This window comes from Paracoccus sp. TOH, from assembly GCF_030388245.1.
Taxonomy (GTDB): Bacteria; Pseudomonadota; Alphaproteobacteria; order Rhodobacterales; family Rhodobacteraceae; genus Paracoccus; species Paracoccus simplex.
In genome coordinates this window covers 364,830-377,149 of the sequence record NZ_CP098360.1, presented here as the reverse complement: position 1 = coordinate 377,149, position 12,320 = coordinate 364,830, and the positions used below count along the sequence as shown (strand labels likewise).

Genomic DNA, 12,320 nt, shown 5'->3' with positions numbered 1-12,320 from the left:
ATGCCGAGACAAGCAAAAGCCCCGCCGATGGCGGGGCTTTTTCACATCGCAGGCCGGTCGGGTCAGGACAGCCGCGAGACCACGAAATCCGCGAGGTCGGACAGGATCGCCCGCAGCGGCAGAGCGGGCGCCGGGGCCAGCGCCGCCTTGGCGCGTTCCGCCCAGGCGATGGCATCGGCGCGCGCCGCGGCCAGCGCCTCGCGGCGACGCAGGATCTCCAGCGCGGTGGCCAGGTCGGCCTCCTCCTGCTGGCCCTGGCCGATGGTGCGCTCCCAGAAGGTGCGCTCATCGGCGTCGGCGTGGGCGATGGCCTTGATCACCGGCAGGGTCAGCTTGCGTTCGCGGAAATCGTCGCCGACATTCTTGCCGATGGTGGTGGTCGAGCCGCCGTAATCCAGAAGGTCGTCGACGATCTGGAAGGCGATCCCCAGCGCGTCGCCGTAATCGAACAGCGCCTGCTGCACCGCCGGATCGGCGCCAGCCACCACCGCCCCCGCTTCGGTCGCGGCGGAAAACAGCGCCGCCGTCTTGCCGCGCACGATCTGGATATAGGTGTCCTCGGTCGTGGCGATGTCCTGGGCGGCAGTCAGCTGCAGCACCTCGCCCTCGGCGATGGTGGCGCTGGCATTGGCCAGGATGCGCATGACCTGCATGCTGCCGGTATCGGCCACCAGCTGGAAGCTGCGCGCGAACAGGTAGTCGCCGACCAGCACGCTGGACTTGTTGTCCCACAGCAGGTTGGCGGTCGGCCGGCCGCGGCGCTGCCGGCTTTCGTCGACCACGTCGTCGTGCAGAAGCGTCGCGGTATGGATGAACTCGACCGCGGTGGCCAGCAGCAGATGGCTGTCGCCCTGATAGCCGCAGAGCCTTGCCGCGGCCAGCACCAGCATCGGCCGCAGCCGCTTGCCGCCGGCCTCGACCAGATGCGCGGTCACTTCGGGAATGCGGGGCGCATGGCGGCTGGCCATGCGGTCGCGGATCAGCGCGTTCACCCGGTCCATATCCCCGGCAAGTTCGGCCGAAAGCCGGTCGAGCGGCTTGGAGACGTTTTCGTTCATGCCCATCAGCGATCCCCTTTCGCCGCAAGCCATTGCCATGCCATGGACACAATCGCAACTGCCGCTTAACTTTCTGGGGACATGAAAGAGCTTCTGCGCACCACCGACCCGCTTCTGATCACCCGCGTCGCCGATCTGCTGGCGGCCGAGGGCATCCAGTCGTTCCCGCTGGACCAGCACATGAGCGTGCTGGAAGGCTCGCTGGGCATCCTGCCGCGGCGGCTGATGGTGGCGGATCGCGACCTGTTCATGGCGCGCGCCATCCTGCGCGACAACCGCATCCATCATGACTGAGCTGCGCGAGGACGGCTTCCTTGGCGGGCGGCTGCGCATCGCCCAGCCGGCGCAGGGCTATCGCGCCGGGGCGGATGCGGTGATGCTGGCCGCAGCCTGCCCGGCGCAAGCCGGCGAAAGCGTGCTGGAACTGGGCTGCGGCGCCGGGGTGGCGCTGCTGTGCCTTGGCGCGCGGGTGCCGGGCCTGCGGCTGTTCGGGCTGGAACTGCAAGAGGATTACGCCGCGCTGGCCCGGCGCAGCGCCGCGGCGAACGGCGTCGCGGCCGAGATCCTCCAGGGCGACCTGGCCCGGCCGCCGGCCGCGCTGCGCGCCCTGAGCTTCGACCATGTCATCGCCAATCCGCCCTATTTCACCGCCGGCACCGTGGCCCCCGATGCCGGGCGCGGCCGGGCCCGGCACGAGGATACGCCGCTGGAGACCTGGATCGCCGCAGGGCTGCGCCGGCTGCGGACCGGCGGCCGGCTGACGCTGATCCAGCGTGCCGAGCGGCTGGGGGCGATTCTCTCGGCGCTTTCGACCGCGGCCGGGGCGATCACGATCCTGCCAGTGGCGGCGCGCGAGGGGCGCGAGGCGGGCCGGATCATCCTCTCGGCCCGCAAGGGCGCGCGGGCGCCGCTGCGGCTGCTATCCCCCTTTGTCATGCACGCAAATCCGTCACATTCTGGCGATGGCGAGGACCTGACCGAGGCCGCGCAGGCGGTTTTGCGCGAGGGTGCGGCGCTTTCGCCCGCAGGGCCGGATTTTCGGTGACAATGTGACGATTCTGTGCTGCAATCCCTGGGTTCGATCAATCCAAGAGGAGGACGGAATGTCGGTTGAATCCCATGTGCAGGAGCTTCGCCGCAAACATCAGTCACTTTCGAACGCCATTGAGGCCGCGCATCGCAGCCCCGGCACGGATGACCTCGCCATCGCCCAGATGAAGAAGGAAAAACTTCGCCTCAAGGAAGAGATCACACGCCTGTCGCATTAGATTGTGACGCCGGGCGGGTTCGTCCCGCCCGAGGCTTTCACCGTGGAATGAGAAACGGCCCGCGAGATCTCGCGGGCCGTTGTCATTCCGGGGTCCGTCCGGTGCGGCGGTCAGACGACGAACTGGCCGCCATTCGCGCTGATGGTCGAGCCGGTGATGAAGCCGGCCTCGTCCGAGGCCAAGAAGACGACGCAGCGCGCGATCTCCTCGGGTTCGCCCAGCCGCCCGACCGGGATCTGGGGGATGATGCGTTCGTTCAGCACCTTTTCGTCGATGGCGCGCACCATCTCGGTGCCGATATAGCCCGGGCAGATGGCGTTCACGGTGATGCCGGCGCGGGCGCCTTCCTGGGCCAGGGCCTTGGTGAAGCCCAGGTCGCCCGCCTTGGCCGCCGAATAGTTCGCCTGGCCGGCCTGGCCCTTCTGGCCGTTGATCGAACTGATGTTGACGATCCGGCCGAACTTGCGGTCGCGCATGCCCGACCAGATCGGATGCGTCATGTTGAAAAGGCCGGTCAGGTTGGTGTCGATGACCTCTTTCCACTGCTGCGCGGTCATCTTGTGGAACATCGCGTCGCGGGTGATGCCGGCATTGTTGACCAGCACGGCGACCGGGCCTAGTTCTTCCTCGACCTGCTTGATGCCCGCCGCGCAGGCATCGTAATCCGCGACCGACCATTTATAGGTCTTGATGCCGGTTTCCTCGGTAAAGGCGCGGGCGGCGTCGTCATTGCCGGCGTAATTCGCGGCGACCGTATAGCCCGCCTCCTTCAGCGCCTTCGAGATTGCCGCGCCGATGCCGCGCGAGCCGCCGGTCACAAGGGCCACTTTTGCCATTTCTCGTCCCCCTTTGAAAATGGTCTTGAAATTGTGTTACCGAACCCGGCGGGCGCGCGCAAGATAGTTGCGCGCGCCTTTTTCGATCAGGGACGTTCCAGGCACAGGGCGACGCCCATGCCGCCGCCGATGCACAGCGCGGCCAGGCCCTTCTTGGCATCGCGGCGCTGCATTTCGAACAGCAGCGTGTTCAGGATGCGGCAGCCCGAGGCGCCGATCGGGTGGCCGATGGCGATGGCGCCGCCGTTGACGTTCACGATCGCCGGATCCCAGCCCATGTCGCGGTTGACGGCGATGGCCTGGGCGGCAAAGGCCTCGTTCGCCTCGACCAGGTCCAGATCGCCGACCGACCAGCCGGCCTTTTCCAGCGCCTTGCGGCTGGCCGGGATCGGGCCGGTGCCCATGATCTGCGGGTCGACACCGGCGGTCGCATAGGAGGCGATGCGCGCCAGCGGCGTCAGCCCGCGGCGGGCGGCCTCGTCCTCGGCCATCACCAGCACCGCGGCGGCGCCGTCGTTCAGGCCCGAAGCGTTGGCGGCGGTCACCGTGCCCTCCTTGCTGAAGGCGGGGCGCAGCTTCTGCATGGCTTCCAGCGTGGCGCCGTGGCGGATGTATTCGTCGGCATCGACCACGGTGTCGCCCTTGCGGGTCTTGATGGTCACCGGCACGATCTCATCGGCGAATTTCCCGGCCTTCTGCGCCGCCTCGGCCTTGTTCTGCGAGGCCACGGCGAATTCGTCCTGCTCGGCGCGGGTGATGCCCCATTTCGTCGCCACGTTCTCGGCCGTGGTGCCCATGTGGTAGTCGTGGAAGGCGTCCCAGAGCCCGTCCTTGATCATGGTGTCGAGCATCTTCAGGTCGCCCATCTTCTGCCCGGCGCGGATATAGGCGGCATGCGACGCCAGCGACATCGATTCCTGGCCGCCCGCCGCGACCACGGTGGCGTCGCCCAAAAGCACCTGCTGCGCCGCCAGCGCCACCGAGCGCAGGCCCGAGCCGCAGACCTGGTTGATGACCCAGGCGGCGGAGCCCTGCGGATAGCCGGCCTTGATATGCGCCTGGCGACCGGGGTTCTGGCCCTGGGCGGCGGTCAGCACCTGGCCGAGAATGGTTTCGGACACTTCGGAAGGATCGATGCCGGCCCGCTCGACGATGGCCTTCAGGACGATGGCGCCAAGGTCATGCGCCGGCAGATTCGCATAGGACCCGAGGAAACTGCCCACGGGGGTCCGGGCAGCGGATACGATTACAGCTTTGGTCATGGCGGGCTCCTTCCCATATGGCCGATAAGTCCGGCAACGGGGTGACTTTGCCGTTTCGTTCCGCGAGGTCAAGCAGGCTTCCCGACGCGAAGCCGCGGGGCGGTGTCGCAATCGCCCGCCGCATCCCCCGCCGCGTCGTGCCCGAAACCGCTGGGCGCCGCCGATTCCCTGCCGCAGGCCCCCGGCCGGCGGCGATGCCATGCGGCGGCCGAAAGCGAGGGGCGAGGGGCTGGCTGTGTCGCCGGGTTTCACCGCGCATGTGCAAGCCGGCCGCCAGCAAGCGTCACCTTGAAAACCCACCGCAACGGCCCCCCGAATGCCTGTGCCTGTGCCTGTGCCTGTGCCTGTGCCTGTGCCTGTGCCTGTGCCTGTGTCTGTGCATGCTGCGGGCCGCTGCCGCTCAGCTGCGCCTTGCGGCGGCATTCGGGGATCTCCATGGCGGCACGATGGTCGGTGCGCCGAAGTAATAGCCCTGCAGGCAGTCGATGCCCATGTCGATCAGGAAGGCCGCGTCATCCGCCGTCTCGACCGATTCCGCCACGGTGAACATGTCGAAGTGATGCGCGATGGATTGCAGGGCGCGGGTCAGCACCTGGTTGTCGCGCTGCTCGGCGATGTCGCGAATGAACTGCCCGTCGATCTTGATCATGTCGAAGCAGAAATCCCGCAGGTAGCGGAACGAGGTATAGCCCGAGCCGAAGTCGTCCAGCGCGAAGCTGACGCCGTGGGATTGCAGTTCCTGCATGAAACGGCCGACCACCTCGGGCATGCCCATGGCCGAGCTTTCGGTGATCTCGAGGATCAGCCGCTCCGCCAGGCTGTCCTGCCCGGCGATGCCTTCGCGCAGGGTACGCAACCAGGCCGGATAGCCGATGGAGCGCGCCGACATGTTGATCGACAGCCGCAGCGCAGGTTCCTCGGCCAGGGATTTCAGGCCGAGCGCCAGCGACAGGCAGTCGATCTGCCGGCCGAGTTCGGTGGTCTCGGCCAGCGGCAGGAAGTCGCGCAGCGGCACGATGCGGCCGGTTTCGTCGATGATGCGGATCAGCCCTTCGTGGAAGGCCGCATGGTCGGGCCGGTCCGCCCGCACCACCGGCTGATAGGCCAGCACGGCATCGCCGCGCGAGACCGCCCGGCGCACCGTGGCCATGGTCACGCGCGATTGCTGTTCGACCGCGAAATCCAGCGGAGAGCCCATTTCCTGTGGCGAATCAAACGTGTCGGTCATGCCTAGACTCCTGTCATCGGCGCAAGTCTGGCGATCATCCCCTAAGATCGCGTAAACTCCAGATGCTTTCTCGACTCGAGGTTAACGGACCCTTGCCTGACATGACCGAACGCTGTGCCTGGTGCGGGACCGACCCGCTTTATGTCGCCTATCACGACGAGGAATGGGGGGTGCCGGAATACGATCCCCGCGCGCTCTGGGAAAAGCTGGTGCTGGACGGCTTCCAGGCCGGGCTGAGCTGGATCACCATCCTGCGCAAGCGCGACGCCTTCCGCGAGACCTTCGAGGGCTTCGACCCCGAGCGCGTCGCCCGCTGGGGCGAGGCCGAGGTCGCGGCCGCGCTGCAGAACCCCGGCATCATCCGCCATCGCGGCAAGATCGAGGCCGCCGTCAAGGGCGCGCGGCTGTTTCTGGACATCGAATCGTCCCAGGGCTTCTCGCCCTTCATCTGGTCCTTCGTCGGCGGCCGTCCCGTGCAGAACCATTTCGCCGGCATGGCCGAGGTGCCGACCAGGACGGATCAGTCCGACGCCATGGCCAAGGCATTGAAAAAGCGTGGTTTCAACTTCTGCGGGCCGGTGATCGCCTATGCCTTCATGCAGGCCTGCGGGCTGGTCAACGACCACATGACCCATTGTCCCTGCCACGGCCGCATCAAGGCGCTGTCGCCTGCCGGATAAGCGCCTTGGCCACGTCCGAGGACCAGTCGGCGCCGCCGATCAGCCGGGCGATCTCGTTGCCGTCGCGGTCGATCAGCACCGTCACCGGCATGCCCATCACCCCCATCTCGCGCGCCAGCTTCTGGCGCGGGTCCAGCCGCACCGGCAGGTTGGCGATCTTCTCCTCGTCCAGGAATTTCTTCACCGCCGGCGGCGGGTTGTGGCCGGCGGCGATGGCCACCACCTCGAAATCCTCGCCGCCCATCTCGGCCTGCAAGGCGTCCAGCGAGGGCATCTCCTCGCGGCAGGGCGCGCACCAGGTCGCCCAGAAGTTCAAGAGCACCACCTTGCCCTTCCAGTCGGCCAGACTGTGCGTGCCGCCCTCGGGATCGGTGAATTCCGTCGCCGGGACCGGGGTCGGGTCGGTTTGCGCCAGCTTCGCCAGCCCGCCGTCATGCGCGGCCTGCCAGTCGATTTCCCCCGCGTAACCGGCATTTGCACCAAGGATCATCGCCGTATAAAGAACCAGCCAACGCATTCCACCCCCCGAAGGACAAGTCATGACCGAGCAGCCCGCCAACACCGCCAACCAGATGTGGGGCGGACGTTTCGCCGCAGGCCCGGACGCGATCATGGAGGCGATCAACGCCTCGATCGGCTTCGACCAGCGGCTCTATGCCCAGGACATCCGGGGCAGCCGCGCCCATGCGGCGATGCTTGCCGCACAAGGCATCATCAGCACTAGCGATGCCGAGGCGATCGGGGAAGGGCTGCTCACGGTCTTGTCAGAGATCGAGGCGGGCGGCTTTCCCTTTTCGGCCGCGCTGGAAGACATCCACATGAACGTGGAATCGCGGCTGAAGGCGCTGATCGGCGAGCCGGCGGGGCGGCTGCATACGGCGCGGTCGCGCAACGACCAGGTGGCGACGGATTTCCGGCTCTGGGTGCGCGACCAGTGCGACGCGGCGATCACCGGGCTGGACGCCCTGATCCGCGCGGCTTTGTCGCAGGCGGAAAAGGGCGCGGATTGGGTGATGCCGGGCTTTACCCATCTGCAAACCGCGCAGCCGGTGACCTGGGGCCATCACATGATGGCCTATGTCGAGATGTTCGGCCGCGACCTGTCGCGCTTTCAGGACGCGCGCAGGCGGATGAACGAATCGCCCTTGGGCGCCGCCGCGCTGGCCGGGACGGGCTTCCCCATCGACCGCGAGGCGACGGCGAAGGCGCTGGGCTTCGACCGGCCGATGGCCAACAGCCTCGACGCGGTTAGCGACCGGGATTTCGCGCTGGAATACCTGTCCTCGGCGGCGATCTGCGCCGTTCACCTGTCGCGGCTGGCCGAAGAGCTGGTGATCTGGTCCTCGGCCCAGTTCCGCTTCGTGACCATGTCGGACCGCTTCTCGACCGGCTCCTCGATCATGCCGCAGAAGAAGAACCCCGACGCGGCCGAGCTGATCCGGGCCAAGATCGGCCGCATCCTTGGCGCCGCCGTGGCGCTGTTCGTGGTGATGAAGGGCCTGCCCTTGGCCTATTCCAAGGACATGCAGGAGGACAAGGAGCAGGTCTTCGACGCCGCCGACAACCTGATGCTGGCACTGGCGGCGATGACCGGGATGCTGTCGGACCTGACGGCGAACAAGGACCGGCTGGAGGCGGCGGCGGGTTCGGGCTTTTCCACCGCGACCGACCTGGCCGATTGGCTGGTGCGCGAGGCCGGGCTGCCCTTCCGCGACGCCCATCACGTCACCGGCGCGCTGGTGGCCATGGCCGAGAAGCAGGGCGTGGACCTGCCCGAGCTGACCTTGGAGCAGATGCGGTCGGTCAATCCGGCCATCACCGAAGACATTTACGGCGTGCTGGGCGTGCACAACTCGGTCGCCTCGCGCATCAGCTATGGCGGCACCGCGCCGGCGCAGGTCCGCGCCCAGATCGCCCGCTGGCAGGACAAACTGGGAGAGAAGGCATGACGCATCCCCTGCTGCTGGCGGCCCTGGCGCTGCTTCTGGCGACGCTGGCCGCCTGTGGCGTCGACGGCGCGCCCACCCGCCCCGATCCCGCGCCCGAGCCGGGCCTGCAGGTCAGCGGCGAGGCGCGGATCGGCGTCGTTTCGAAACTCTGACCCGGAAACGCCATGGATCATTTCAACTATGTCGACGGCTGGCTGCATGCCGAGGAGGTGCCGCTGGCCCGCATCGCGGCCGAGGTCGGCACCCCGGTCTATGTCTATTCCACCGCCACGCTGACCCGGCATTTCAAGCTGTTCCAGCAGGCGCTGGCGTGGTGCGACCATCTGGTCTGCTTCGCGGTCAAGGCCAATTCCAACATCGCGGTGCTGAAGCTGCTGGGCGACCTGGGCGCGGGCATGGATATCGTCTCGGCCGGCGAATATGCGCGGGCCCGGGCGGCGGGCGTGCCGGGCGCGCGGATCGTGTTTTCCGGCGTCGGCAAGACCGCGGCCGAGATGCGCATGGCGCTGGAGGGCGGCATCCGCCAGTTCAACGTCGAATCCGAGCCGGAACTGGAGCTGCTGTCGCAGGTGGCCAGCTCACTGGGGGTGGTGGCGCCGATCGCCGTGCGGGTGAACCCGGACGTGGACGCCAGGACGCATGAGAAGATCGCCACCGGCAAGTCCGAGAACAAGTTCGGCATCCCCATTGCCCGGGCCCGCGAGGTCTATGCCCGGGCGGCGGCGCTGCCGGGGATCGAGGTCGTCGGCATCGACATGCATATCGGCAGCCAGTTGACCGACCTCGAGCCCTATCGGCTGGCCTATGCCAAGATGGCCGACCTGACGCGGGCGTTGCGCGCGGAGGGGCACGACATCCGGCGGCTGGATATGGGCGGGGGCCTGGGCATCCCCTATCGCCGCGACAACAACGCCCCGCCCCTGCCCATCGAATACGGCCAGGTGATCCGCGAGGCGGTGGGCGATCTGGGCTGCGAGATCGAGATCGAGCCCGGCCGCAACATCGCCGGCAATGCCGGCATCCTGCTGTCCTCGGTGATCTATCTGAAACAGGGCGAGGGCCGGGATTTCCTGATCCTCGACGCCGCCATGAACGACCTGATCCGGCCGGCGATGTATGCGGCGCATCACGACATCGTGCCGGTGCGCGAACCCGCCCCGGGGGCCGAGGTCGCGCCCCATGACGTGGTCGGCCCGGTCTGCGAGACCGGCGACACCTTCCGCAAGGCGGTCGAGCTGCCGGCGCTGGCGCCCGGCGACTTGGTGGCGCTGCGCTCGGCTGGGGCTTACGGGGCGGTGATGGCCTCGGAATACAATTCCCGGCCGCTGGTGCCCGAGGTTCTGGTCAGCGGCGATCAATTCGCCGTCATCCGGGCCCGGCCGACGCTTGAGGAAATGCTGGGACGCGATACCATCCCGGAATGGCTCTGATCGCTCATTCCCGCGCCGCTGCGGCCGGGGGTCTCACACCCCCGGGCCCCCGTGGGGTATTTCCCAAACGGAGAAGAAGGGGGCGGGGCCGTGGATCCAGCTGAGCCGCGCCGGATTCGCTGGGCGGTCGGGCTGACCCGCGCCGGCATGTGGTGGGAGGCTCTGGCCGCGGCCTTCTGGCCGCTGGCCGTGGTTCTGGCGCTGGTGCTGGCGGCGCTGGCTTTTGGCGCGACCGATCTTCTGTCCGCGCGGGCGCTGCTTTGGGTGATGGCTGCGGTGGCGCTGGCCGCCCTGCTGGCTGCCGGCTGGGGGCTGCGCCGCGTCCGGCGCCCCTTGGCCGAGGCGGCGCGGCTGCGGGTCGACCTGGCGCTGCCGGGCCGGCCGCTTTCGGCGTTGCGCGACCGGGTCGCGGTCGGGGCCGGCGATGCGGGCGCCGCCGCCCTGTGGCAGGCGCATCTGGCGCGGATGCAGGCCGCCGCCCTGGCCGCGCGGCCCATCGTTCCCGATGCGCGGCTGCGCTGGCGCGATCCGGTGGCGCTGCGGCTGGTCGGCATGGTGGCGCTGGCCATGGCGCTGATCTTCGCGCCGACCGGGCAGCTGGGGCAGGGCATCGCCGCGCTGGGCGCGACCTTCCGTCCCGCGCCCGACGCGCGTCCGGGCGCCGAGGCCGGTCCCTCATGGGAGGGCTGGGCCGAGCCCCCCGCCTATACCCGCCGTCCGACGCTTTACCTGAACGCCTTGCCCGAGGGTCAGCGGCTGGAGCTGCCCAAGGGCTCGAAGCTGAGCTTCCGGCTTTACGGCGAGGGGGCCGGAATCGACCAGGATATCGGCGCCGCCGTCGCGGGCGGCGACCCCGCGGCGCCCGAGTTCATGGCCGAGCGCGACGGGGTGATCGAGGTCGCCGGGCGGCGCTTCGACGTGACCGTGCTGCCCGATGCCGCGCCCGAGGTCGCGCCCGGCCAGGCGCCCCAGCGGCGCGCCGACGGCCGGCTGGTGCAGGATTTCACCGCCAGCGACGATAACGGCGTCGCGGCGGGTCAGGCGGTGATCGCGCTGGACCTGGCGGCGGTCGACCGCCGTTTCGGCCTGGCGCTTGATCCCGAGCCGCGCGAGGCGGTGGCGCTGGACCTGCCCCTGCCCGCGACCGGCAGCCGCAAGCAGATCCGCGGCCGGCTGGTCGGCGACCTGTCGCGCCATCCCTGGGCCAACCTGCCCGTCACCGTCTCGCTGAAGGTCGAGGACGGCATCGCGCAGCAGGGCGTCTCGGCGCCGATGCGCATGGTGCTGCCGGGCCGGCGCTTCTTCGACCCGCTGGCGGCGGCGCTGATCGAGCTGCGGCGCGATCTGCTGTGGTCGCGCGGCAATGCCGCCCGCAGCGCCCAGCTTCTGCGCGCCGCCAGTTGGCAGCCCGAGGGTTTCATGGACGAAGACCTGTACAAAGGCTTGCAGGGCGCCATCGGCACGCTGGAATCCGGCAACCTGACCGAGGAGACGCGCAACAAGCTGGCGCAGGTGCTCTGGGATGCCGCGGTGGCGCTGGAGGATGGCGGGCTGGCCGATGCGCTGCAGCGCATGCAGCAGGCGCAGGAGCGGCTTTCCGAGGCGATCCGCAACGGCGCCAGCCCCGACGAGGTGCAGCGCCTGATGGACGAGCTGAAGCAGGCCACCGACGATTACCTGGACATGCTGGCCCAGCAGCAGGGCGAGGATCCGGCCGAGCGCTTCGACCGGTCGCCGCAGGATCGCCAGCAGATCACCGGCGACCAGATCCAGCAGATGATGGACGAGATCCAGCGCCTGATGAACGAGGGCCGCATGGCCGAGGCCCAGGAACTGTTGGAGCAGTTCAACCGCATGATGCAGAACCTGCAGGTGACGCAATCCGAGGGCGGCGAGGGCGGCCGCCAGCGCCCCTCGGACCGGCTGGCCGAGACGCTGCGCGACCAGCAGAAGCTGGCCGACGAGGCGATGCGCCAGATGCAGGACCAATACGGCCAGTGGCAGCAGGGCGAGGAGGGGCAGGGCAGCCAGGACAACCAGCAGCTCGCCGACCGCCAGCGGGCGCTGCGCGAGGATCTGGGCCGCCAGCGCGGCCTGCTGCCCGGGCGTGGCACCGAACAGGGCGACGAGGCGCGGCGCCAGCTGGACGAGGCCGGGCGCGCCATGGAGGATGCCGAACAGGCGCTGCGCGAGGGCGATCCCTCGGGGGCGATGGAGCGCCAGGCCCAGGCGATCCAGTCCATGCGCGAGGGGATGCGGGCGCTGGGCGACATGATGGCCCAGGGCCAGCAACAGGGGCAGCAGGGCCAGGCCCGGCAGGGCGGACAGCAGGACGGACCGGAAGGCCCCTCGGGCGATCCGCGCGGTCGGCGCGGGCTGGAACAGCCCTATGACCGCCAGCCGCAGACCGATCCGCTGGGCCGGGCGCTGTCGGGCGACGGCAGTGCGATCAATGGCGGCGATCCCCTGGCCGAGGGGCCGGACCCCGCGCGCAAGGCCCGTGACCTGCAGGACGAGATCCGCCGTCGCAGCGGCGAGCGCGACCGGCCGCGCGAGGAGCGCGACTATCTGGGCCGGCTGCTGGAGAATTTCTAGCGCCGCGCCGCGCG

At 69.0% G+C, this 12,320-nt stretch carries 13 protein-coding genes; 8 read left to right on the top strand and 5 right to left on the bottom strand.

Features of this window, described 5'->3' with window-relative positions; genetic code table 11:
- Positions 1-62: 62 nt before the first annotated feature.
- On the bottom strand, positions 63-1,064 hold the full coding sequence (locus tag NBE95_RS01815) for a polyprenyl synthetase family protein (RefSeq protein ID WP_289894197.1): 1,002 nt from the start codon (positions 1,062-1,064) through the stop codon (positions 63-65).
- A gap of 75 nt (positions 1,065-1,139) precedes the next feature.
- Between NBE95_RS01815 and NBE95_RS01810 the strand changes: the two genes are divergently transcribed.
- Genes NBE95_RS01810 through NBE95_RS01800 form a run of 3 tightly spaced genes read left to right on the top strand, consistent with a single transcriptional unit; the run spans position 1,140 to position 2,326 of the window.
- Complete coding sequence (locus NBE95_RS01810; RefSeq protein WP_019352147.1) at positions 1,140-1,352, top strand: DUF2007 domain-containing protein; 213 nt, start codon at positions 1,140-1,142, stop codon at positions 1,350-1,352.
- The gene (locus NBE95_RS01805; RefSeq protein ID WP_289894196.1) at positions 1,345-2,103 is read left to right on the top strand and encodes a methyltransferase; all 759 of its coding nucleotides are present in this window, start codon (positions 1,345-1,347) and stop codon (positions 2,101-2,103) included. Before NBE95_RS01810 ends, NBE95_RS01805 begins: the two co-directional genes overlap by 8 nt.
- Before the next feature lie 58 nt (positions 2,104-2,161).
- The gene (locus NBE95_RS01800; protein WP_114349765.1) at positions 2,162-2,326 is read left to right on the top strand and encodes a YdcH family protein; all 165 of its coding nucleotides are present in this window, start codon (positions 2,162-2,164) and stop codon (positions 2,324-2,326) included.
- A gap of 110 nt (positions 2,327-2,436) precedes the next feature.
- Here NBE95_RS01800 and phbB read toward each other — a convergent pair whose 3' ends face one another.
- From phbB to NBE95_RS01785, 3 genes are all read right to left on the bottom strand, one after another.
- Positions 2,437-3,162, bottom strand: coding sequence for an acetoacetyl-CoA reductase (phbB, locus tag NBE95_RS01795; RefSeq protein ID WP_289894195.1), 726 nt, complete (start codon positions 3,160-3,162; stop codon positions 2,437-2,439).
- 86 nt (positions 3,163-3,248) lie between these two features.
- Positions 3,249-4,424, bottom strand: coding sequence for an acetyl-CoA C-acetyltransferase (locus NBE95_RS01790; protein ID WP_289894194.1), 1,176 nt, complete (start codon positions 4,422-4,424; stop codon positions 3,249-3,251).
- Between the two features lie 400 nt (positions 4,425-4,824).
- Positions 4,825-5,652: an EAL domain-containing protein gene (locus NBE95_RS01785; RefSeq protein ID WP_289894193.1), complete on the bottom strand. Its 828-nt coding sequence runs from the start codon at positions 5,650-5,652 to the stop codon at positions 4,825-4,827.
- Positions 5,653-5,753: 101 nt separating this feature from the next.
- Between NBE95_RS01785 and NBE95_RS01780 the strand changes: the two genes are divergently transcribed.
- Entirely contained in the window at positions 5,754-6,332 is a 579-nt protein-coding gene (locus NBE95_RS01780) for a DNA-3-methyladenine glycosylase I (protein ID WP_289894192.1), read from the top strand.
- On the opposite strand, the gene NBE95_RS01775 is transcribed toward NBE95_RS01780, so the two are convergent.
- Positions 6,307-6,849, bottom strand: coding sequence for a TlpA disulfide reductase family protein (locus tag NBE95_RS01775; protein ID WP_289894191.1), 543 nt, complete (start codon positions 6,847-6,849; stop codon positions 6,307-6,309). The two genes, NBE95_RS01780 and NBE95_RS01775, sit on opposite strands and share 26 nt — an antisense overlap.
- 22 nt (positions 6,850-6,871) lie before the next feature.
- On the opposite strand from NBE95_RS01775, the gene argH reads away from it, so the two are divergent.
- From argH to NBE95_RS01755, 4 genes are all read left to right on the top strand, one after another.
- Positions 6,872-8,281: an argininosuccinate lyase gene (gene argH, locus NBE95_RS01770; protein ID WP_289894190.1), complete on the top strand. Its 1,410-nt coding sequence runs from the start codon at positions 6,872-6,874 to the stop codon at positions 8,279-8,281.
- Entirely contained in the window at positions 8,278-8,433 is a 156-nt protein-coding gene (locus tag NBE95_RS01765) for a hypothetical protein (RefSeq protein WP_289894189.1), read from the top strand. Before argH ends, NBE95_RS01765 begins: the two co-directional genes overlap by 4 nt.
- A 12-nt stretch (positions 8,434-8,445) precedes the next feature.
- Entirely contained in the window at positions 8,446-9,711 is a 1,266-nt protein-coding gene (gene lysA / locus NBE95_RS01760; protein WP_289894188.1) for a diaminopimelate decarboxylase, read from the top strand.
- Between the two features lie 90 nt (positions 9,712-9,801).
- A complete protein-coding gene (locus NBE95_RS01755; RefSeq protein WP_289894187.1) occupies positions 9,802-12,306 on the top strand; it encodes a DUF4175 family protein in 2,505 nt (834 codons plus the stop codon).
- Positions 12,307-12,320: the final 14 nt, after the last annotated feature.

Excerpts from the sequence above, each read along its gene's own strand:
- NBE95_RS01765 (WP_289894189.1), top strand. The coding sequence starts at position 8,278 with ATGACGCATCCCCTGCTGCTGGCGGCCCTGGCGCTGCTTCTGGCGACG.
- NBE95_RS01810 (WP_019352147.1), top strand. The coding sequence starts at position 1,140 with ATGAAAGAGCTTCTGCGCACCACCGACCCGCTTCTGATCACCCGCGTC.
- NBE95_RS01815 (WP_289894197.1), bottom strand. The coding sequence starts at position 1,064 with ATGGGCATGAACGAAAACGTCTCCAAGCCGCTCGACCGGCTTTCGGCC.
- NBE95_RS01805 (WP_289894196.1), top strand. The coding sequence starts at position 1,345 with ATGACTGAGCTGCGCGAGGACGGCTTCCTTGGCGGGCGGCTGCGCATC.
- NBE95_RS01780 (WP_289894192.1), top strand. The coding sequence starts at position 5,754 with ATGACCGAACGCTGTGCCTGGTGCGGGACCGACCCGCTTTATGTCGCC.
- argH (WP_289894190.1), top strand. The coding sequence starts at position 6,872 with ATGACCGAGCAGCCCGCCAACACCGCCAACCAGATGTGGGGCGGACGT.
- NBE95_RS01790 (WP_289894194.1), bottom strand. The coding sequence starts at position 4,424 with ATGACCAAAGCTGTAATCGTATCCGCTGCCCGGACCCCCGTGGGCAGT.
- NBE95_RS01800 (WP_114349765.1), top strand. The coding sequence starts at position 2,162 with ATGTCGGTTGAATCCCATGTGCAGGAGCTTCGCCGCAAACATCAGTCA.
- NBE95_RS01775 (WP_289894191.1), bottom strand. The coding sequence starts at position 6,849 with ATGCGTTGGCTGGTTCTTTATACGGCGATGATCCTTGGTGCAAATGCC.
- NBE95_RS01785 (WP_289894193.1), bottom strand. The coding sequence starts at position 5,652 with ATGACCGACACGTTTGATTCGCCACAGGAAATGGGCTCTCCGCTGGAT.
- lysA (WP_289894188.1), top strand. The coding sequence starts at position 8,446 with ATGGATCATTTCAACTATGTCGACGGCTGGCTGCATGCCGAGGAGGTG.
- phbB (WP_289894195.1), bottom strand. The coding sequence starts at position 3,162 with ATGGCAAAAGTGGCCCTTGTGACCGGCGGCTCGCGCGGCATCGGCGCG.